The sequence below is a fragment of the Fibrobacter sp. UWT2 genome (assembly GCF_900142545.1).
GTDB lineage: Bacteria > Fibrobacterota > Fibrobacteria > Fibrobacterales > Fibrobacteraceae > Fibrobacter.
This window is the reverse complement of record NZ_FRBF01000005.1, coordinates 132,639-152,788: the sequence shown is the minus strand read 5'-3', so window position 1 is coordinate 152,788 and position 20,150 is coordinate 132,639. Positions and strand designations below refer to the sequence as shown.

The window sequence follows — 20,150 nt, the reverse complement described above, 5'->3', positions numbered from 1 at the left end:
TTTGAGGTATGAGATCAGTGCTAAAGCCCCTTTGAGGAGTGATAAATGAAAGATGAAGAAATGAACAAAGCAAAGCAGCCGAAGGCTGCGACCTCAAACCTCAAAGCGAGTGAAACGAGCGACCTCACAGCTCATACCCTCGAAGACGAACGTTTCATGCGTATGGCGCTCCGCGAGGCGGAGAAGGCTTTTGACGAAAAGGAAATCCCTATCGGCTGTGTTATCGTGAAAGATGGGGTAGTCATCGGTAAAGGTCATAACCAGATCGAAATGCTAAAGGACGCGACGGCCCATGCCGAAATTTTGTCTATCGGCACCGCCGCGAGTAGCCTCGAAAACTGGCGCTTGGATGGTTGTACTTTGTATGTAACGCTGGAACCTTGCCCGATGTGTGCAGGGGCCATTTTGAATAGCCGAATCAGCCGTGTGGTCTACGGTTCTCCGGACACCCGTTTTGGCGGTTGCGGCACCACAATCGACGTCATTTCGAACAATGCGCTCAAACGCGAAGTCGAAGTGGTGGGCGGCCTCCTTGCCGACGAATGTCTGGGCCTTTTGAAGGCTTTTTTCCAGAAAATGCGCCTTGAAAAAGGGGATTCTGGGAATAAGGGAATTAGTTAATACTATATTCTAAACATGAATTTCTTTAAGCTTTTTACGGGCTCTGTAGCCCTATTCGCTCTTTGTGCTTGCGACGGGAATGAATTCACTATCTCGTTCAACACCCAAAATGCTCAACAGCAGACCTATTTCCTCGAATCTTCCTTGAATGCCATCCTTCCGGCAATGGATTCCGTATCCGCGACGCCCGAAGCCATGAACACCCACTTGGAAGTTCGCGCAACCAATTCACTTTTGACGGCTTACGATGACGGCTCGGCCAAGTTCCAGCTGAAAATCGATTCCGTGGACTACAAGTCCGACAAGCGTACGGTGGAAGAATTCCGCAGTATGGAACGCTACATGTCCACCGAACATTTCCAGTTCAAGATGAGTAAGGATGGCACCATCCGCGACGCAGTCATCGAAGACTCCGTGATGATGGGCACGGAAGCCCTGGACCTCATCCGCATCTTCCTCAAGGTGCAGCCCCTTTTGCCGGGCAAGCCGGTTAAACTGGGTGAAACTTGGGACCGTTCTGTGGAAATCCCGGGCAATTCGGGTAAGACGGTGGTGTACAAGTCCTTTACCCTGGAAGACCATTACGTTCATGACGGAATCCAGATGGCGAAGATCGGCATGAACCTGAAGTACAAGGAAGTGGCCGACTCTACTTCTGACCTGCGCATGGAAAGCAAGGGCTTTATCGTAGGCTCGGGCAGTATCCTCTTCGATATGACGAATGGCGTGATTTCGAGCGTGAAGATGGAATTGACCGGCGACCTCAGTGTAAACGACATCGTTGCCGACAACGTGATTCCTGACATGCATGTGATCCAGAAAATTAAACTGAGGAGTGAAATTTGATTCTAGGCTTAAAAAAATGGTCGGGGTTAGCCTTAACGACGCTCCTGTTTGCGTATAACGCCGTTGCGGGGGAGATGCCTTTCCCGCCGATTGAAAACGGCAAGGTGAAACTGGTGGTGGCGGATAGCCCTTACCTGTTGGAACAGGGTGCCGTATTTTCGGCAAAAGACACTTTGGAAATTGAACCGGGTGTAACGGTCTTGATGGGCGAATATGCAAAGCTCATGTTCCGCGGATCTGTGAAGATTATCGGTACGGACGCTGCTCCCGTAGTGTTCAAGAGCGCTGATTCGCTCAAGAGCTGGAACGGCCTTCATTTTGTATCGGCAAACAAGCCGTTCGAAATCAAGAACCTGATTGTTGAAAACGCTTTCCGCAATACGGTGTTCCGTTCCAAGGGCATTTTCGAAAACGTGAAGTTCGTGAACAACTACTACGGCCTTTGGATTGACGACGTGCCCGAAGTATTCCTGGCCCGTTGCGAATTCCTGCGCAACCGTTTCGCCCTCTCCATTCGAGCAGGACAGGTGGTTGCCGCCGATACCAAGATCAACGATAACGTTTATGGCCTTTACTTGGAACCGGGTGGAAAGTTCGATGGTGACAGGGCTTTGATCAAGGACAACCTTGAAGCCGACGTCCGCAACGAAGCCGAAGAACTCGCAGCCCAGGGCAAGCGCGTGAACAGGAACATCTGGCACCGTATCGAAACCGCATTCTAAGGGAACTTTCGTGCAAGAGTCCTTTCGCAGATCCATTCGCAAGATGACGGACAGCAGTGTCCGTCTTTCGGTGCGTCCGAACCGCTCGACCATGATGGCGACGCTTTCGCAGTCCATGATGGTGACGTGGTCGATTGTGCTGCACGAACATTTGGATGCCATGCTGAACGATCCTGCGGTAAACGTGGGTACTACGGAACTGATTTCTTACAGCGAAACGGCGTGGAAGTTGGCGGATTCCAGCTTCCCGCAGATTATGGCCGATGCCAACAAGCTCTACGACGAATTCCGCACCAAGTGGATGCAGCGCTTTTCGACAGACGAAGTGATGCGCCTGCTGCTGGAAGGTGGCGACTTCTTGCATCACGACGAAGAAAAGGGCTGGGCACTCACGGTCAAGAACAATAAGCAAGACATTAACGCTTTTTACTCGGCGACGATTCACCTGCTGGTGAGCGACGCCGAACCGTTGTTCGTCCGCATGCACGGGCGCGTGATGCAGCTGCAGGAAAAGCTCTGCAAGTACTGGCACTCCGAAAGCGCCGTGGATGCGGTTTCCAAACTGCTTCCCAGTTTGGAAGCGTCGCTCCGCGATAAGGAAAACGCCCTGGTGGTTTCGCTCCGCAGCTCGCTGAATGCTCTTGCTAAAAAGCGCTTTGCGGCTGCATTCAACACCAAGAGCCCTGCGCATTACTACAGCTCGGCAGCCTCTTGCGCACGCAACGTGGGCCGTTACTGGAATCCGCACTACGCTTACGAAAACGGTTTCTTGGCATTTACTGATGACTTTTGTGATTACGCCCGTGGACTTACCCTTCAGATTATTGAATGGTACCAGAGCAAGTGGGCGTTATTCTTGCGCGGGTTCTCCCGCGGTCAATTGAATTTATTTGAGGTGAAAACATGAAAAACTCCTTCCAGATCATTTTAGCACTGACTATAGTGGGACTTTTGGCCCTGGTGATTGCCGCTTGCTATTTCGGCGCACCGCTCTTTGGCTGGATTATCATGGCGGCAATCTTTGCCGTATTTATCGGCGAACAGGTGGTTGCCCTCAAGACGGTGAAGCAGATTGCTGCCGAAACTGATATTTTGGAAACTTGCAGAAAGCGCGGTGGCTATGTCAGTGGCGACGGCGTGGTGGCAAAGCGCGTGGCTTTGGCTCAGAACTTGATTGCCAAGAACATTCGCCTCGATTCTTCGATGGCCTATGAAGTTCTTTCTAACAGTGTTGCCATTGCAGTTCCCAAGAGTGCCGGCGGTACGGTGATTCTGCTTGGCTTGATGGGTACGTTCTTTGGTCTTATGTATTCTGTGGCGACGGCCGGTGGTGCAATCGATAATTCGACGACTCAGGGCACTCTCGATACCATTCAGCTCTTGTTCCAGAACATGAAGGGCATTTTCGGTACGAGCCTTTGCGGTTTGTTCGCCGCCTTGATTTTGAACGCTAGCCGCAACATGATGGTTTCTGCCCGTGAAGAATTCGTGGCAAAGCTCGACGCTCTGACTCTGGATATGCAGGGCGCTGCAAACGGCGAAAGCGAAGAAGCGCAGGCCCAGACGGAACTCGAACGCCTGTTTGATTCTGTCGAAAAGAATTTGTCTGTCGTTGCCTCCTCTGTAAAGGAAGGCCTTTCGGGCGTTGTCTCGATGGTGGGTGATGAACTTTCTGCCATGACCACGAAGCTCAACGAATCGCTTGCCAATGTTTCTACGAACATGAACAAGGCTGTCGAAAACTTGGGCCCCTCGGTCAAGGATTCCTTGGCCGGTGCATTCACTCCGATGGAACAGAATATCAAGACGCTTTCGACTTCTGTGGAATCGATTCCGTCTAAGCTCGATGAAAAGCTGAACGGCATTTCTTCGACCCTCAAGGCTTCTCTCGAAGGTGTTTCTAGCAATGTGGAAACGGCTCTTTCGAAGGTGGCATCCGATGTGAAGTCTGGCTTGGATGGCGTTGCCTCTGCAACGGAATCGGCCATGACCGATTCGACGAAGAACGTAGCTGCCGCCGTGGCCGAACAGGTCAAGCAGTCTGGCGATCAGTGGGCAAGCTTTATGCAGCGTCTCGAAGACAAGACGACTGCCAATGTGGACAGCCAGAAAGAAGGCCTCGAAACGCTCAAGAACGTTGCCTTGCAGGTGGCCGAAAAGGCTCAGGCCGGTTCTGCCGAACTCAGCAACTCCGTGGCCGAAAAACTCTCGGCGCTTTCCTCGGACATTCTCGGCGCCTTCCAGAAGCTTTCCGAAACTTCTGCCGTGCTGCTTGAAGCCCAGAAGGCTCTCACCGAAAGCATCGACAACCGCGTGGTCAAGGAAAAGGAAGCGACGGACGCTCTGGGTGGAAACATCGTGGAAACCGCAGAACTCATGCGCGTGAACCAGTCCGAACTCAGCGCAAACCTCGAAATGCTGCGTGCCGGCCTCGAAACGATTTTGGAAAAGCTCTCGGGCGACACTGCCGAACGCGAAGAAGAAGAAAGCTTTGTGGAACACCTCAACCAGTCTCTGGAAGCCTTCCACGAACGCGCGAGCGAAGTGCTTATGGAAAACGCCGTCAAGACGCAGGAAATCTTGCTCGAAGTTTTGGAACAGACTCAACGTTCTGCCATTCAGCAGCCTAAGGTCGAGGGCTAAGCATGCGCTTTAAGAAAGACGAAAACAGCAATCCTTGGATGGCGTACACGGACTTGGGTGTTGCCCTGGTTTCGTTGTTCATCCTTGCGTTTGTGGCCATGGCGACCCTTAAGGAACAGAAGGCCGAAGACTTGACCCGTACCGAAGAAGAAGTGCTTACCTGCCAGGAACAGATGCGCAAGATTGCGGCCGAACGCAATGCGCTCTTGTCCAAGAGCTTGCAGACTTCTATTGAAGCGGGTCTCATTGCCCTCGAAGACGGTAAAATTCAGATTCAGGCCAGTTTCCTTTTCCCGATTAACGGCGCTGACCTCACCAAAGAAGGCGAGGGCGTGATTCGTGGCATTAGCAAGGGCCTTTTGGAAGCCCTTGATTCTACCGACGTGATTATGGTGAGCGGCTTTACCGACGATACTCCGGTGAAGTCCAAGACTTATACCAACTGGAACCTTTCTACCGAACGTGCGGTGAATGTGGTCAAGACGCTGATCGCTCAAGGATTCCCGCCGGACAGACTCTTTGCTGCGGGCTTCGGCGAACACATGCCCAAGTACCCCAACGACAGCGAAGAACACCGCCGCCTGAACCGCCGCGTAGAAATCGGCGTGACTCCGTTGCAGAAGTCAACTCAGGAGTAGTTCGATGCAAGAACGCCTAGACACCATTCGCCAGAATATCGATGCGATCCGCAAGAGCGGAAAGCTTTCGCATTGGCGTATGGTCTATGCCGAAAATCTGCTGAACCGTGCCGGCGAATATGTTGCTGTCGACAGGCTCCCTGAAGCGGGCCGTGTGGCTGAAAAGCTGGAACGCTGGATCAAGACGCATGCGCCTCGCGTAGACAAGACCGAACGCTTTTCTGAAAATCCGATGGTGTTCTGGAATGCGGATATGCTTATGGCGATGTCTGCCAAGCTTAAGCAGACGCTTATGGAAAAACGCCAGCTGGTGCCGTCGACGGAACGCGATTCTACGATCCGTCGCTTGAATTTGGTAGAAGGCTGGATTCGCGAAGGCCAGCTGCTGCAGGCTCACGATGAGCTTCTGTCGCTCCGTACCGCCCTGATTGCCCGCTTAAGGCGTAGCTTCCGTGCACGCCTGGTTGCAACGGACCTTTATCGTGGAACGGCATCGGTGCCGTCCGGTAGCCTGGTGGGCCCCTATAACGCCCTCCATACGCTGGAAGAAACCTTCCACGTGGTGGGCGAGCGTGACCCGATTTGGATTGAAGACTTCCTCGAAATTTATAACGACCTGTTCCGTGTCGTAGAACGCCTCGTTCCTCAAGACAAGAAGTAATATGTAGTGTCATCCTGACCCTGAACTTGTTTCAGGGGAAGGATCTAAAAAAAGAGCTCCATCAGGAGCTCTTTTAAATTTTGTAGAGGGGCAAACTAGAAGCCGATGCTCAGCTGGCCCATATAAATACGTTCTTCGTCCTGGCCGGTGTAGTAACCGAGTTCTTCAGCCCAGGTAGCGAATTCAACCGTAATGAAACGCAGAGCTTCGATAGCGAAACCGGCAGCGGGGTAGCCGCCCTTGAAACCGCCCGAAAGTCGCAGGGCGAGCAGGCGGATTTCGTTGTTGTAACCCGGCCAGGCGAGCAAGTTCTGTTCTACTTCGAGACCCATGTTCAAGTGAGAGAATACCTTATAGTTTCTTTCGTTGTTGAATGCATCGGCGTAGTCGAATGCGATATTGAACTTACGGGCGTAACCGGTGTTCTTGTTGAAGAATCGGGGGCTGTAGTTGAAACCAGCCGTGAGGTTCGGCGTAATCTTGTCACCGGCGAGTTCCTTGAAGTACACGTCGCGCAGCGACATACCGACTCTGAATTCGCGAGTCAGCTGGTAGAGCACGCCCATATCGATACCGGCAGAAACAGATTCAAAATCGAAAATGTTGTCGGTGACGTCGTGGTAGCGGTCTTCAAGAGTATCTTGCAGGGCGTCGTAGTTCAACACGTCTACGGTAATCATTTCAACCTTCTGGCGCTTGGCCATCTTGACGCCCAAACCGACAGACAGGTTGTTGGTGAATCCGTAAGAAAAACCGGCCTGGGCCACACCGTCCACGTAGAAGGTGTCAATAGCGAGGAAGGGGAGCACAAGGCCACCGTCTAGGTAAGGTGCGACGTTACCGTCTACCCAAATTGCACCGCCGAATCCGTGGAACGCCATTTCGGCATCCATCTTGATTTTCATGGTCAGGTATTTGTGGTCGTAATTGTTCAGCTTGTGAATCAGTTCCGGGTGAGTGGCGAGCGTATCCATCAAAACATTGGATTGGCTAAGGCCCAGGGCCTCAGCAGTATTTCTTGCATTCTTGTAAATCTTCTGCAAGTCCCTAGCCACGCTGTAAGTCGAGAAGTAGGTTTCGAACGGACCGGCTCCGCCCAAGTTCAGGCGCATGTCGCCCAAAAAATTGCGGGGGTAGTAACCTTGTTCCGGGCGCTTTTCGTAGTTACCCAGGCGGTTAATCTGGCTCAAACCGGCGTAGTTGAAGTAGATTGCTTCTTTGTCGTCTACAAGGGCCACGTGGGCGTTACCCATGGCTTCGGCACGCAGGGAATGGTGGGTCGGAGCCTTGGCTGCATACGTGGCGACGGCAAGTACAAAAATCAAGAAAATCAGAATCTTTTTCATCGCTTAGTTCCTCCCTTCGAACCACTGCATAAAGCGTTTCTCGTCGTAGTTCGCCCAGCAACCTCCAATGTACTGCTTTCTGAACGCCAGGTCGTATTGGATATTGTTGATGTCCTTATCCTTGGCGATAGCGTGCTTGTAGGCGTTGTATTCTTCGGGGGGCAGCCCCTGCGGGTTGAAGGTCAGGCCTGTTGCAAAGACCAGTCGGTGGTTGTTGTTGTTTACGCGGTCCTGATACTTGGGGTAGACGAAAGCCCATTCGGTTTCGAGTTCGTCCCGGTTGTCTGCGACAGTCTTGCCGTTCATGTCGATATCGACGGTTTCGTACTTTTCGTTCGGATTGACCCTGCTGATAACACGGAGGTCCCTGATTGCAGTCTTTCCGGCGGTAACGTTTTTAAGGATCATATCGTTATCGTATTCAATCTTGTTGGTCTTGTCGCTCACGTCCTCGTCGATTTCTCCATCGCCGTCGTTGTCTTCGCCGTCGTAGAGTTCTTCGTCAACGCAGCCGTCGCCGTCGTCATCGATAATGTCGCTGTAGCCGAACTGGCCGATAATGATATTCAATGTTTTGGTTTGCTGGTCTTCGTTATCCTTGGCCTTGTCGGTTTCTTGGGCCAGAGCGCCGCACATGCTGCTCACGGCAGAACGCTGGGCTTCTTCTTTAAGGTTGTCGAAGCCCTGCAGGTAGCTGTCGAACATCTTGGTCATGCTTTCGGGGCTTTCTTCGCAGGTCTTGAAGACGGCGTTGAAAGATTCCACTGTTTCTGCCGGATCGCTCTTGATGTTATTCAAGACGCTGGCCATGTCGCAGGAATTTTGCTGGCCCTTCTGCAGCGAACAGCCTTCCATACTCTGGGTCGTTTTTCGCAGCACCAGCATGGTTTTCATCATCTGGAGAACCATGTAGCCTTCAGAAATAGTCTTGTAGGTGATCACGCTGTCGGTTTTGCCAGCCTTGTCGCGTTCGATAAACTGGTTTGCAATGGCGTTCACGGAATCAATGGCATCTTGAAGTTGGATTGCAATGGCATCGGACATGCCCGAGAAGGGCACCTTGGAGTCGCGGCTTGCGTTCACGTAAGAAAGCAACGAGAACACGTTGGTTTCTTGGGTGGTGTTCAGCTTGCGGTTCAAGATGGCCTTCATGAGGCCGAACCAAGCTTGAGAATAGCTGGAGTCGGCCGCAATTGCTTTGTTGAAATAGTATTCTGCGTTAGAATATTCGTTATCACGAATTTTCTTGTAGCCTTCGTAGGTAAGCGCCTGGGCATCGTCGTCTTTGATGTTGATGCTTTCGGTGGGGTTGAAAATGTTGCATCCGGCTATACTCAACGAGAGGACAAGTGCCGAAGCCCATAAGAACTTGGATTGAAGTACGTTTCTCATTACACTATTCCCATTTTCCTAAAAGATAACATTATTCTTACAAAAAGGATTTCTCAATCTGTTTTTTATGTAGTTTTTTGAAAATCTTGTGATATTTGTGGCTTTTTTTTGATGTTTTTTCGGATATTGGTAAAATATCTATCTTTGTTGCATGGAATCTTATCGAGAGTATTTTCCGACAAAGGCGTTTCGTTTGGCCGAAATGCGCCTGGCAAGCCTTTTGAGGGCGGAAAGGGATCGCCTGGATGCCGTTGCGGCGACCATGGGCCGAGAATCGGCGATCGGTCCCGATAACCTACTCGAAGAACTCCCCAAGATTAAGGAATTTACCCGGGAATACCACCGGCTTTTTTCGGAATACCTGGAAGCGGTTTTGCCGCAACAGCCGCGGCCTATCCAGTGCAGGCCCGCCTGCGGTAATTGTTGCCACCATTACCCGATGTCGGTGGAGCCTTTTGAACTTGTCACTTTATATTGCGACCTCCGGGGGCGGAATGACTTGCTCAATATTATGGAAGCCTGCCAGGTGAGATCGTCGCTGTTCAGCAAATTTTTTGAGGCGAGACGCGCCGAGGGTGCAGTGCCTGACCAGATGGATTTGGACGATTACGCCGAAGATAAGGCCCTGCATGACTATTTTAGCGCCTGGAACCCGTGCCCGTTTTCGGACAAGAAAGGCGATTGCACGGTGTATCCGCTGCGTCCGGTGTCTTGCCGCATGTATTTTAGTGAGACGGACCCCAAGTTCTGTACGCCGGAGCATTTGCAGACTCCCGAAAACGATAGCTATATTGTGTATTTGCCTGATAGCATCGAAGATGCGGTGTACGGGATTTCGGAACATTTCGCCCTTTTGGATTTGCCGGAAAGCTACTTTGGCGGACTCTTAGCGGTGAACCGTTTCGAAGGCCTGATTGGCGGTAACTGAGAATGAATTTGTTTGGAATGCAACTCGACTTGTTCGGGAACAATACCGATGCTCCCAAGGAACCGGCAAAGCCGAAAGTTCCGGCTTCGGTTTCGCAGAATGGGCTGGTGCATTTCAAGTACAATTCTCAGCTTAAGAAGAGTATCCGTTGCAAGGGGGGAGTGCTGTTTGGCCACCCCGAAGTGATTTTGCCAGCTTACATGAAGGAGCCTGAATTTGCGCCGGCACGTGAGCTTGCCGCCGAATGGGCGGAACACGCCATCAAGCGTAAAACGGCGAAGAACAAGGCGATTATCAAGGATTTGGTCAGCCGCTTTTGGACGCTGGTGGAGCAGATTTTGGCCGATCGTGGCGATGAATCCTTGTCGACCAAGGGTAGGCTTCCGCCGATTAAGCCGCAAGGCAAGTACCACAATTTGAACGATGTGCTTGCCGCGATCAACAGCACCTACTTTGAAGATAAATTAACTTGCCGTATCACCTGGAGTAACCGCGTCGGCGGACTCAGTTTCCATTCAGTCCGTCAGGATCCTGTGACCGGTGAAGAATTCCATTTGATCAGCATCAGCAAGGGTTACGATGCCGCGAACTGCCCGGAATATGCCGTGGCCGGTGTCGTGTACCATGAATGCCTGCATATTGCGATTCCGGTCGAAGTCAAGAACGGCCGCCGCATTGTGCATGGCCGCAACTTTAGACGCCGCGAACGCCAATACATCTATTACGACGAATGGATTCACTGGCACAATCACGTGCTTCCGCAGAATATCCGCAAGATGCGGAGACATGCTGAATTGTAATGCAGTAGACGGTAGACAGTAGGCAGTAGACAGTAATTGGCGCTGAGTCCTTCCTACTTCCTACTTCCTACTTCCTACATTTTTCTAAATTTTTGCCGTAAATTTTAAACGTGATTTAATCACAGGATAAATATTATGGCAATGCAAGACATGAATGACCAGGTGCAGGCTCGCCTCGCGAAGCTTGACAAGTTTAAGGAAATGGGTGTGGAAGCTTATCCGCACAAGTTCAACCGCACGCATGATTCCAAGGTTTTGAAAGAAAATAAGGAAGCCCTGATGGCTTCTGGCGAAGAAATCGCTTTCGCTGGCCGCGTGGTTCGCTTTAACCGCAAGGGCAAAATGTGCTTTATGCACCTCAAGGACCGTTATGGTCGCTTGCAGGTGGTGGTTGCCCGTGACGAAGTGGGCGAAGAAAACTACGAAGTCGTGAAGATGACCGACCTCGGTGACTTTATCGGCGTGAACGGTTCCATGTTCGAAACTCAGACGGGTGAATACTCCGTGCACGTGAAGAAGGTGACCATGCTTTCGAAGGCCGTGCGTCCGCTTCCGGTCGCTAAGGAAAAGGTCAACGAAAACGGCAACAAGGTCGTGTTCAACGAATTTGCCGACGTGGATACCCGTTACCGCCAGCGCTATATCGACATGGCTTTGAACGACGATGTGAAGGACGTGTTCATCAAGCGCTTCAAGATTCTGCAGGCTATCCGCGAATACCTGATTGAAAAGGGATTTATCGAAGTCGAAACTCCGACGCTCCAGCCGATTTACGGCGGTGCAAACGCCCGTCCGTTCACTACGCACCACAATGCTTGCGACATGACGCTTTACCTGCGCGTGGCTCCGGAACTTTACCTGAAGCGCTGCATCGTGGGCGGCATGGAAAAGGTTTTCGAATTCTCCAAGAACTTCCGTAACGAAGGTATGGACCGTACGCATAGCCCGGAATTCACCGGTCTCGAATTCTACGAAGCCTATGCCGACTACAACGACATGATGGTGCACTTCGAAAACATCTACGAACGCGCCTGTATTGCCGCCAACGGCACCACCAAGATTGAATACCAGGGTAAGGAAATCGACTTCAAGGCTCCGTGGCCCCGCTACAGCATGATTGAAGCCATCGAAAAGTTCGGCGGCCTCAAGGTCAATGAAATGAGCGACGACGAAATCAAGGCCAAGATGGAAGAACTGGGCGGACACCTGGACGGCGAATTCAGCCGCGGCCGCGGTATCCTCGAACTGTTCGAGCTTACCGTGGAAGACAAGCTCATCCAGCCGACGTTCATCAAGGACATGCCGACCGAAAGTACTCCGCTCTGCAAGAAGCACCGTACCATCGAAGGCCTTATCGAACAGTTCGAGCCGTACGCTAACGGATGGGAACTGGGTAACGCCTATACCGAACTTAACGACCCCATCCGTCAGCGTGAGCTCCTGGAAGACCAGGTGCGCCGCGGCCGCGGTGGCGAAGGTGAAACTCACCCGATGGACGAAAACTTCATGCACGCCATCGAATCTGGCTTGCCGCCTACCGGTGGCGTGGGATTCGGCATCGACCGCATGGTCATGCTCCTCACCAACCAGCAGACCATCCGCGACGTGCAGCTCTTCCCGCTGATGAAGCCCGAAAGCTGCTAGGCGAAGCCTAGCTAGTAGACAGTAGACGGTAGGAAGTAGACAGTGACACAAGGATACAGAGACCTGATTGTTTGGCAACAAGCAATGGATGTTGCTGTTGAAACTTATCGTCTTACAAGTGCATTTTCTAAAGATGAAATGTTTGGTTTGACCTCTCAAATGCGACGTGCTGCAGTATCAATTGCGAGTAATATTGCAGAAGGAGAAGGTCGTAAATCAAAAAATGAATTTTCGCATTTTTTAGGAATTGCCCTTGGTTCTAAGTCGGAATTAGAAACGCAAATTGTTTTGAGTGAACGAGTGAACCTTTTGAAATCGTCTGAGACGGAATCGATAAAAAAGTCACTTGACGATATTGGAAAAATGTTAACCGCCTTGAGGAGAAAATTGGGAACGAAGGATTGGACGTAGGGTCTTCCTACTTCCTACTTCCTACTTCCTACTTCCTATGAATAAACTTGAGTGGCTCATCGCCTGGCGTTACTTAGGGGCTCAACGCAAAAGCCTCTTTGTTTCGCTGATTGGCATTTTTAGTATGCTGGGTGTCTCCATTGGCGTGTTCGCGCTGGTGGTGGCGCTTGCTGCAGTGAATGGTTTCGAAGAAGAAGTCACCGCCCAGATGATTGGCAAAGACGCTCACTTCGAAGTGATGGCTTACAATGGCGAATTCATTGCGCCGTATGACAGCCTCACCAAAGAAGTCCGCGATCGCGATTCTCGCGTGGTGGCCTCGTCCCCGTTCATTATTTACAAGGTGGGCGTGAGCTCCAAGAAGGTAAACGACGGCATCGTCATTTACGGTATTGATGCAGAAACCGCCAAGGGCGTCACCGACATCCACAAGTACATCAAGTGGGGTAACTACTCGGTCGACAGCCTCGAAGACTTGAGCGGAACTCGTCGCCCTGGAATCATCTTGGGTTCCGGCCTTGCCAATAGGCTCCGTGTGGTGGTCGGCGACAAGCTGGTGCTGCAGACTTTCCAGAGCCCGGACGCCATGGTCAGCAGCGGCGGCCCGAAGATGATGATGTGCGTGGTGAGCGGCATCTTTGAAACGGGTACTTACGAATACGACGGCAACCTCGCTTATGTGGGCATTCCGGAACTCCAGAAGTTGCTTGGCCTTGAAGATGTCGTGACAGGCATCCAGTTCCGCCTGAACAATCACTGGCTCGCCGGCGAAGCGGTGGATAGCCTTGCCACTTGGCTCGGTTACCCGTATTACGCCATGGACTGGAAGACGAAAAACATCACGCTCCTCAAGTGGATGAACTACGAAAAGTTCATCGTGGCGGCGGTGATTTGCCTCATCATTCTGGTTGCGGCATTCAATATCATCAGTAGCTTGATCATGGTCGTTATCGACAAGACCAAGGAAATCGGCATCCTCCGCAGCATGGGCTTTAGCAAGGCGGGCATTATGCGCGTCTTTATGCTCATGGGAAGCTTCATTGGCGTGGGCGGTACGATTGTCGGCGGTACGATTGGCTTGGTGCTTTGCAAGTTGCAAGAGGCTTACCACTTTATCAAGCTGCCGGGCGATGTCTACGTGATTCCGTACTTCCCGATTTCGGTGCATATTCTTGACGTGATTTTGATTTTTGTAATTGGCATTGCGCTTTGCGTTCTGGCGACTTTGTTGCCGGCATGGAAGGCTAGCCGCTTGGATCCGGTGGGGGCGATTAGACATGAGTAGTTTGCTTGAAACAGTTGACCTCCGTCGTGAATTTTCCGAGACGGGCGAAAAGCTTGAAATCCTCAAGGGCGTGAACTTCTCGATGGAAGAAGGCGAACTCGTGGCGCTCACGGGTTCTTCGGGTTCGGGTAAGTCGACGTTCCTGAATTTGGTGGGCATGCTCGATACGCCGACGTCTGGCGAAATCCTCTTTAAGGGCAAGGCGCTTTCCAAGTTCAACGACTCTGAACGCGACCGTTACCACCGCGTGCAGGTGGGCTTCGTGTTCCAGTTCCACCACTTGCTGAGCGAATTTACCGCGATTGAAAACGTGTGCGTGCCGGGCCGCATTCTCGGAACTTCTGAAAAGGAATGCAAGGAACGTGCCGCCATGCTTTTGGAAACGGTGGGCCTGAAGGACCGCCTCAAGCACTTGCCGCGTGAACTCAGCGGCGGTGAACGTCAGCGTGTGGCGATTGCCCGTGCGCTCATGAATCATCCGGATTTGGTGCTTGCTGACGAACCGAGCGGCAACTTGGACGAAGCAAATTCCGCGATGCTCAACGAATTGATTGGCGAACTCAACGAAAAGTTCAATCAGGCCTTCTTGATTGTGACTCACGACGAAAAATTGGCTAGTTTTGCAAAACGCCGTGTGGTAATGCACGGTGGAGTCATTCAATAGCTTAAGGAGAAAATATGTCCGATATCAACGGTATTTTTTCGAAAAAAGCGAAAGCGGTATTGCAGGCAGCCCGTATTGCGGCTCGCAACTTGGGCAGCGACAGCGTAACGACCGAACATTTGCTGCTCGGCCTTGTCCGCGAAGATTCCGGCTTTGCCGCCGAAACCTTGCGCGCCCTCAAAATCAATTTGAATGAGTTGGGCGAAAACGTGCAGCGTTCGCTTTCGTCTAACGGCGGCATTATGACCGTGGGTGATGCTCACGGTGCATTGCTCTCTTTTACGACTCGTTGCAAGGCGGCTCTTTTTAATGCCGCTAAAATTGCCAAAGAAGAAGGTGACCAGTACATTGGTCCGGAACATTTGATGCTTGCGATTTTGCAGCAGGCTGAATCTCCGGCGGCGGGTACGCTTTCGACCTTCGGCGTGACTTATGAAAATTTTGAAAGCACTCTGCAGCAGATCAAGCGCGAGGCCATGAACGGTCAGCCCTCCGGCGAAGACGGCGAAAATGCCGAAGACGACGATCGCTTTGCAGGTCAGGGACGTGGTGCAGAATCCCGTCAGCAGCTTCGCAGCCAGTCCCGTTCCAAGACGCCGATTCTGGACCACTTCGGTCGCGACTTGACGGCGCTTGCCAAGCAGGGTAAGCTTGATCCGATTATCGGTCGCAGCCGTGAAATTGAACGCTTGATTCAGATTCTTTGCCGTCGCAAAAAGAACAACCCGGCACTCATCGGTGAACCGGGCGTAGGTAAGACGGCGATTATCGAAGGCCTTGCCCAGAAGATTGTCCAGAAGAAGATTCCGGAACTTTTGATGAACAAGCGCGTGGTCACGCTCGACGTGGCCGCCATGGTCGCAGGTACAAAGTACCGCGGCCAGTTCGAAGAACGCGTGAAGGGCCTGATTATGGAACTTCAGCGCGTCGACAACTCGGTGATTCTCTTTATCGATGAGCTTCACACCATCGTAGGTGCGGGCGGCTCCGAAGGCAGCCTCGATGCAAGCAACATCTTTAAGCCGGCTCTCGCTCGTGGCGAACTTCAGTGCATTGGCGCTACGACCATCGACGAATACCGCAAGTACATCGAAAAGGACGCCGCGCTCGAACGCCGCTTCCAGACGATTGTGGTGAATCCGCCGAACTCCGAAGATTCCATTCAGATTCTCGAAGGACTGCGCCCGAAGTACGAGCAGCACCATAAGGTGCATTACACGCCCGAAGCGATTCGCGCGGCGGTAACGCTCGCCGAACGTTACATCAGTGACCGCTTCTTGCCCGATAAGGCAATCGACGTGCTCGACGAAGCAGGCGCACGCGTACGCTTGAATTCGATTCGTACGCCGCAAGACCTTAAGGAAATGGAAGATGAACTTGCCGCGACCATGCTCAAGAAAGAAGAGGCGATTGCTGACCAGCAGTACGAAACCGCAGCGACCCTCCGCGACAAGATTGAAGATTTGACGAGCCGCATCGCCGAACGCCGCGAAGCCTTGAACAAGGAAGATTCCGCGGACTTCCCGGTGGTGGATGAAAATGAAATCCGCGATTGCATCAGCAAGATGACGGGCATTCCCGTAAGTCGCCTAGCGGGCGAGGAAACGCAGAAGCTCTTGAAGCTGGGCGACGAAATCAAGGAACGCATCATCGGTCAGGATCAGGCAGTGGATGCCGTCGTTAAAGCGATTCGTCGTACTCGCGCCGGCATTCGCGACACCAAGCGACCGATGGGCAGCTTCTTGTTCCTCGGCCCCACGGGCGTGGGCAAGACAGAGCTTGCCAAGGTGCTTTCGCAGACGATTTTCGGCAGCGAAGAATCCATGATTCGTATCGATATGAGCGAATACATGGAAAAGCATAGCATTAGCCGCTTGATTGGTGCTCCTCCGGGATACGTAGGCTTCGAAGACAGCGGTGGACAGCTCAGCGAAAAGGTGCGCAAGCGCCCCTACTGCGTGGTTCTCCTCGACGAAATCGAGAAGGCGCATCCGGACATTTACAACTTGCTGTTGCAGATTTTGGACGACGGTATCCTTACGGATAGTTACGGTCGCAAGATCAACTTCAAGAACACCATCATCATCATGACGAGTAACGCTGGCGCTCGCGAAGTGCGTCACAGCAGCGGCATGGGCTTTACCAAGATGGGCGAGACCGACGACTACGAACGTATGGAAACCGCTATTCGCGAAGAAGTCAAGCGCGTGTTCTCTCCGGAATTCTTGAACCGTATCGACGAACAGATTGTGTTCCGTGCGCTCGGCAAGAAGGAGTTGACCTCCGTGGTGGATATCCAGCTCACGTTCTTGCAGAAGAATCTGTCGGAACGCGGAATCCTCTTGGAAGTTTCCGAAGCCGCTAAGGAATTCATCGTCTCGAACAACTACGATTCTGCTCTCGGTGCGCGCCCGATTCGCCGCTCGATTCAGAACCTGGTCGAAGACGAAATCGCCGAAGGCCTGTTGCTTGGAATCTACAAGGACTTCTCGACCATCTCCATCGACGTCGAAAACAATAAGCTGAAGTTCACTTCCGAAGCGTTGCCTAGCTAATTACTGTCTACTGCCTACTGTCTACTTCCTACTTTTTACTATCTTTAGTCCCGAATTTTCAACACTAAACCCAAGAGGTTAACACAATGGCTAAAATTCCTGCAGTTCTTATCTTTGGCGCACCGGGTTCCGGCAAGGGTACCGTCGGCGCAAAGCTCGCTGCTACTACGTCCCTCAAGCACATTTCCACGGGTGACATCTTCCGTGGCATTGCCCCGTCCAGCGAATCTGGCAAGCTCCTTGCTTCTTACTCCAGCAAGGGCCTCTTGGTTCCGGATGAAGCTACTGTCGAAATCTTCGGCCGCTTCATCGAAGGCCTCGTCAATACGAACAAGGTAAATCCGGATAAGGACACCCTCCTCCTCGACGGTATTCCTCGCACTGTTGCTCAGGTCAAGCTCATTGAATCCGTGGTCGACGTGAAGCACATCTTCGTGCTCGACATCAAGGACGAAAAGACCATCGTGGCTCGCCTCCTGAACCGCGCCAAGATCGAAGGCCGTAAGGACGACGCCGACGAAGCCGTGATCAAGAACCGTCTCAAGGTTTACAAGGAATCCACCGCTAAGGTGCTCGGCAAGTACAGCAAGTCCATCATCAGCCGCATCAACGGCGACAACACTCCGGACGAAGTGTTCTGCGACACTCTCGCTGCCTACGTGAAGTTCTGCAAGGCTTCTGCAAAGAAGGCCCCTGCTAAGAAGGCTCCGGCTAAGAAGACCGCTAAGAAGAAATAAAGCTTTTCTAGCTTATACAAAGAGGTCGCGGACATGCTCTGCGGCCTCTTTTTCTATTTTTTATAAAAGAAGATCAAGAAAGGATGAAAATGGAACCGAATAATCAGTACAATTCAATGGGATCGAGCTCACCGGCAAAGCATAAGGAAGACGATGAAATCGATATCCTTGAAGTCTTGGGTTTGTTGCTGAAGCACAAATTCTTCTTGGCTTGTTGTATTGCGGTGGGCTGCGCCGTAGGCTTTTTGGCATCCAACTTTATGCGCCCCCAGTATACGAGCGACGCTCTTTTGCAGATTGACGTGAAGGGTAACAAGGCCGGTAAGGCCATGGGCGAAATGGGTGCCCTTTTGGATGTGGCCAGCCCTGCCGAAGCCGAAATCGAACTTTTGAAGAGCCGCATGGTCTTGAACTATGTGGTCGAAAAGGAACACCTTTGTTTTAACGCCTACCCGAAGGGAATCATCGACCGCTTGCTCCATACGGAAGGCCGCATGGATCTCGAAGACTTGTACATCCCCGAAATCGCACGCGATGAAAAGTGGATGGCTCATGTGGTGGGCGAAGATGAAATCGCCGTGTTCACTCCCGAAGGCGTCAAGCTTTTGCAGGGTAAGGTGGGCGAGGCCCTCTCTGCTCCCTATGGCGGCGACACGCTCCGAATTCACGTGAAGCACCTGCTGGCAAGGCCGGGACAGGTGTTCGCTATCGTGCAGTCCGAACCGCTAGATGCGGTCCGAGGCTTGGTTAAACAGCTCGACGTGTCCGAACGCGGCAAGCAGACGGGCATTATCGGCGTGTCTTACACCAACCGCTATGCAGACAAAGCTGCTTCGGTCCTGAATACCATTGCCAATATCTACCTGCGCCAGAATGTGGAAATGCGCAGTGCCGAAGCCGAAAAGACTTTGGAATTCCTGGAAGAACAGCTCCCGGGCGTGAAGGCTAAACTCGATACGGCCGAAAAGAACCTGGCCGATTACCGTTTGAAGATCGGTTCCGTGGACATGACGGGCGAAACCAGAGTCCACTTGGAAAAGGTTTCGGAACTTGAAAAGCAGGTCTTGGAACTGGAACAGCAGCGCCAAGAAGCCACTCGCTTGTTCAAGGAAGAACACCCCTCCGTGCAGACGATTGTGCAGCAGCAGAACCGCCTGCGTGCCGAACTTTCTCGACTCAAGAAGTCTGCCGAAAACATGCCGAAAACGCAGCAAGACGTTCGTAGCCTGCAAGAAGAAGTGGCTGTGAACAATGCCCAGTATACGGCCATGTTGAATAACATCCAGCAGCTGCGCGTGGTGCGTGCCGGTGAAGTCGGTAACGTGCGCATTGTGGACTATGCTCAGATTGAACGTAGACCCTCTAAGCCGAATAAGAAGGTTGTGTTTGCAGGTTGCGTAGGCGGTTCCTTCCTGTTGGGAGCCTTGCTGCTTTACCTGTTGCAGATGACCAAGCGTGGCGTCCGCAGCTCTCTTGAAATTGAACGTGAAACGGGTATTAGCGTGTACGCCAAGATTCCGAAGGCCGAAAACGCAATCCTCCTCAAGCGCAACAAGGGCAAAAACACGAAGCCCCTGGTTGAAGACGATCCCGATTCGCCGTCGAGCGAAGCGCTGCGTTCTCTTTATACGGCTATTGAATTTGCAACGAACGATTTGCGCGTCATGATGGTGACGGGTATGATTCCGGGCGTGGGCAAGTCCTTTGTGTCCAAGAACGTTTCTGCCCTTTTTGCAGGCTCTGGCAAAAAGACTTTGCTCATTGATGCCGACATGCGCCGCGGCGTGGTGTACAGCCACCGCAAGCAGGGCCTTGGCGATGTGCTCGAAGGCAAGTGCTCCTTGGATAACGCTGTGGCCGATTCCATTACCAAGAACCTGTATGTGCTTGGTGCCGGTAAGACCGACGTTTCCCCGAGCGAACTCTTGCGCGGCGAAACCTTCAAGAACCTTTTGGAAGAAGCCAAGTCCAAGTTCGATATCATTATCGTGGACACGCCTCCTCTGGAACTCGTCACCGATTCCGAACTCATTTACCCGATTGTGGACTTCGCCTTGTCCGTGCTCCATTACGGCAAGCATACCATGGACCAGATCAAGGAATCCATGATGAAGCTCGACCGCTGCTGCGAAGGCAAGGCTCGCGCCTTCGTGATGAACCATTGCGAATCCGACGGTCATGGCTACGGCTACGGCAGCTATGGCTACGGCAAGTACGGCTATTACGGTAAAGACAAAAAGAAAAAGTAATTACAACT

At 52.2% G+C, this 20,150-nt stretch carries 18 protein-coding genes; 16 read left to right on the top strand and 2 right to left on the bottom strand.

Annotated elements, in window-relative coordinates; genetic code table 11:
* Positions 1–45 precede the first annotated feature (45 nt).
* From tadA to BUA40_RS05140, 7 genes are read left to right on the top strand one after another with little or no spacing between them, the layout of a single operon-like run.
* Positions 46–621 (top strand): tRNA adenosine(34) deaminase TadA, encoded by a 576-nt coding sequence (tadA, locus tag BUA40_RS05170; RefSeq protein ID WP_255369211.1) that lies wholly within the window; start codon positions 46–48, stop codon positions 619–621.
* A 15-nt stretch (positions 622–636) separates the two neighbouring features.
* Entirely contained in the window at positions 637–1,467 is an 831-nt protein-coding gene (locus BUA40_RS05165) for a hypothetical protein (RefSeq protein WP_072799125.1), read from the top strand.
* On the top strand, positions 1,464–2,189 hold the full coding sequence (locus tag BUA40_RS05160; protein ID WP_255369210.1) for a right-handed parallel beta-helix repeat-containing protein: 726 nt from the start codon (positions 1,464–1,466) through the stop codon (positions 2,187–2,189). Before BUA40_RS05165 ends, BUA40_RS05160 begins: the two co-directional genes overlap by 4 nt.
* Before the next feature lie 10 nt (positions 2,190–2,199).
* Entirely contained in the window at positions 2,200–3,096 is an 897-nt protein-coding gene (locus BUA40_RS05155; protein WP_072799123.1) for a hypothetical protein, read from the top strand.
* Positions 3,093–4,832 (top strand): fimbrial protein, encoded by a 1,740-nt coding sequence (locus BUA40_RS05150; RefSeq protein ID WP_072799121.1) that lies wholly within the window; start codon positions 3,093–3,095, stop codon positions 4,830–4,832. The genes BUA40_RS05155 and BUA40_RS05150 overlap by 4 nt, the downstream gene beginning before the upstream one ends.
* A 2-nt stretch (positions 4,833–4,834) precedes the next feature.
* Positions 4,835–5,470, top strand: coding sequence for an OmpA/MotB family protein (locus BUA40_RS05145; protein WP_072799119.1), 636 nt, complete (start codon positions 4,835–4,837; stop codon positions 5,468–5,470).
* A gap of 4 nt (positions 5,471–5,474) precedes the next feature.
* Complete coding sequence (locus tag BUA40_RS05140; RefSeq protein ID WP_072799117.1) at positions 5,475–6,131, top strand: hypothetical protein; 657 nt, start codon at positions 5,475–5,477, stop codon at positions 6,129–6,131.
* Between the two features lie 95 nt (positions 6,132–6,226).
* On the opposite strand, the gene BUA40_RS05135 is transcribed toward BUA40_RS05140, so the two are convergent.
* Both BUA40_RS05135 and BUA40_RS05130 read right to left on the bottom strand, forming a co-directional pair.
* Positions 6,227–7,477, bottom strand: a complete 1,251-nt coding sequence (locus BUA40_RS05135) for a hypothetical protein (protein ID WP_072799114.1) — start codon at positions 7,475–7,477, stop codon at positions 6,227–6,229.
* A 3-nt stretch (positions 7,478–7,480) separates the two neighbouring features.
* Positions 7,481–8,869, bottom strand: coding sequence for a hypothetical protein (locus BUA40_RS05130; RefSeq protein WP_072799112.1), 1,389 nt, complete (start codon positions 8,867–8,869; stop codon positions 7,481–7,483).
* Positions 8,870–9,020: 151 nt separating this feature from the next.
* On the opposite strand from BUA40_RS05130, the gene BUA40_RS05125 reads away from it, so the two are divergent.
* The 9 genes from BUA40_RS05125 to BUA40_RS05085 all read left to right on the top strand — a co-directional run bounded on the left by BUA40_RS05125 (position 9,021) and on the right by BUA40_RS05085 (position 20,142).
* A complete protein-coding gene (locus BUA40_RS05125) occupies positions 9,021–9,797 on the top strand; it encodes a YkgJ family cysteine cluster protein (protein WP_072799110.1) in 777 nt (258 codons plus the stop codon).
* A gap of 2 nt (positions 9,798–9,799) precedes the next feature.
* Entirely contained in the window at positions 9,800–10,597 is a 798-nt protein-coding gene (locus BUA40_RS05120) for a hypothetical protein (RefSeq protein WP_255369209.1), read from the top strand.
* A 135-nt stretch (positions 10,598–10,732) separates the two neighbouring features.
* Complete coding sequence (gene lysS, locus BUA40_RS05115; protein WP_072799108.1) at positions 10,733–12,241, top strand: lysine--tRNA ligase; 1,509 nt, start codon at positions 10,733–10,735, stop codon at positions 12,239–12,241.
* A gap of 42 nt (positions 12,242–12,283) precedes the next feature.
* Positions 12,284–12,652, top strand: a complete 369-nt coding sequence (locus BUA40_RS05110; RefSeq protein WP_255369208.1) for a four helix bundle protein — start codon at positions 12,284–12,286, stop codon at positions 12,650–12,652.
* Positions 12,653–12,689: 37 nt separating this feature from the next.
* Positions 12,690–13,937 (top strand): ABC transporter permease, encoded by a 1,248-nt coding sequence (locus BUA40_RS05105; protein ID WP_072799105.1) that lies wholly within the window; start codon positions 12,690–12,692, stop codon positions 13,935–13,937.
* A complete protein-coding gene (locus BUA40_RS05100; protein ID WP_072799103.1) occupies positions 13,930–14,601 on the top strand; it encodes an ABC transporter ATP-binding protein in 672 nt (223 codons plus the stop codon). The genes BUA40_RS05105 and BUA40_RS05100 overlap by 8 nt, the downstream gene beginning before the upstream one ends.
* Before the next feature lie 14 nt (positions 14,602–14,615).
* Positions 14,616–17,156: an ATP-dependent Clp protease ATP-binding subunit gene (locus BUA40_RS05095; RefSeq protein ID WP_072799100.1), complete on the top strand. Its 2,541-nt coding sequence runs from the start codon at positions 14,616–14,618 to the stop codon at positions 17,154–17,156.
* An 86-nt stretch (positions 17,157–17,242) separates the two neighbouring features.
* A complete protein-coding gene (locus BUA40_RS05090; protein WP_083585288.1) occupies positions 17,243–17,893 on the top strand; it encodes an adenylate kinase family protein in 651 nt (216 codons plus the stop codon).
* A gap of 89 nt (positions 17,894–17,982) precedes the next feature.
* On the top strand, positions 17,983–20,142 hold the full coding sequence (locus BUA40_RS05085; RefSeq protein ID WP_072799308.1) for a polysaccharide biosynthesis tyrosine autokinase: 2,160 nt from the start codon (positions 17,983–17,985) through the stop codon (positions 20,140–20,142).
* The last annotated feature ends 8 nt before the right edge of the window (positions 20,143–20,150 follow it).

What these genes read in the sequence shown, in the direction of transcription:
- BUA40_RS05095 (WP_072799100.1), top strand. Translation starts at nt 14,616, where the DNA reads ATGTCCGATATCAACGGTATTTTTTCGAAAAAAGCGAAAGCGGTATTG.
- BUA40_RS05135 (WP_072799114.1), bottom strand. Translation starts at nt 7,477, where the DNA reads ATGAAAAAGATTCTGATTTTCTTGATTTTTGTACTTGCCGTCGCCACG.
- BUA40_RS05130 (WP_072799112.1), bottom strand. Translation starts at nt 8,869, where the DNA reads ATGAGAAACGTACTTCAATCCAAGTTCTTATGGGCTTCGGCACTTGTC.
- BUA40_RS05120 (WP_255369209.1), top strand. Translation starts at nt 9,800, where the DNA reads ATGAATTTGTTTGGAATGCAACTCGACTTGTTCGGGAACAATACCGAT.
- BUA40_RS05150 (WP_072799121.1), top strand. Translation starts at nt 3,093, where the DNA reads ATGAAAAACTCCTTCCAGATCATTTTAGCACTGACTATAGTGGGACTT.
- BUA40_RS05165 (WP_072799125.1), top strand. Translation starts at nt 637, where the DNA reads ATGAATTTCTTTAAGCTTTTTACGGGCTCTGTAGCCCTATTCGCTCTT.
- tadA (WP_255369211.1), top strand. Translation starts at nt 46, where the DNA reads ATGAAAGATGAAGAAATGAACAAAGCAAAGCAGCCGAAGGCTGCGACC.
- BUA40_RS05140 (WP_072799117.1), top strand. Translation starts at nt 5,475, where the DNA reads ATGCAAGAACGCCTAGACACCATTCGCCAGAATATCGATGCGATCCGC.
- lysS (WP_072799108.1), top strand. Translation starts at nt 10,733, where the DNA reads ATGGCAATGCAAGACATGAATGACCAGGTGCAGGCTCGCCTCGCGAAG.
- BUA40_RS05100 (WP_072799103.1), top strand. Translation starts at nt 13,930, where the DNA reads ATGAGTAGTTTGCTTGAAACAGTTGACCTCCGTCGTGAATTTTCCGAG.
- BUA40_RS05145 (WP_072799119.1), top strand. Translation starts at nt 4,835, where the DNA reads ATGCGCTTTAAGAAAGACGAAAACAGCAATCCTTGGATGGCGTACACG.
- BUA40_RS05090 (WP_083585288.1), top strand. Translation starts at nt 17,243, where the DNA reads ATGGCTAAAATTCCTGCAGTTCTTATCTTTGGCGCACCGGGTTCCGGC.
- BUA40_RS05085 (WP_072799308.1), top strand. Translation starts at nt 17,983, where the DNA reads ATGGAACCGAATAATCAGTACAATTCAATGGGATCGAGCTCACCGGCA.
- BUA40_RS05105 (WP_072799105.1), top strand. Translation starts at nt 12,690, where the DNA reads ATGAATAAACTTGAGTGGCTCATCGCCTGGCGTTACTTAGGGGCTCAA.
- BUA40_RS05125 (WP_072799110.1), top strand. Translation starts at nt 9,021, where the DNA reads ATGGAATCTTATCGAGAGTATTTTCCGACAAAGGCGTTTCGTTTGGCC.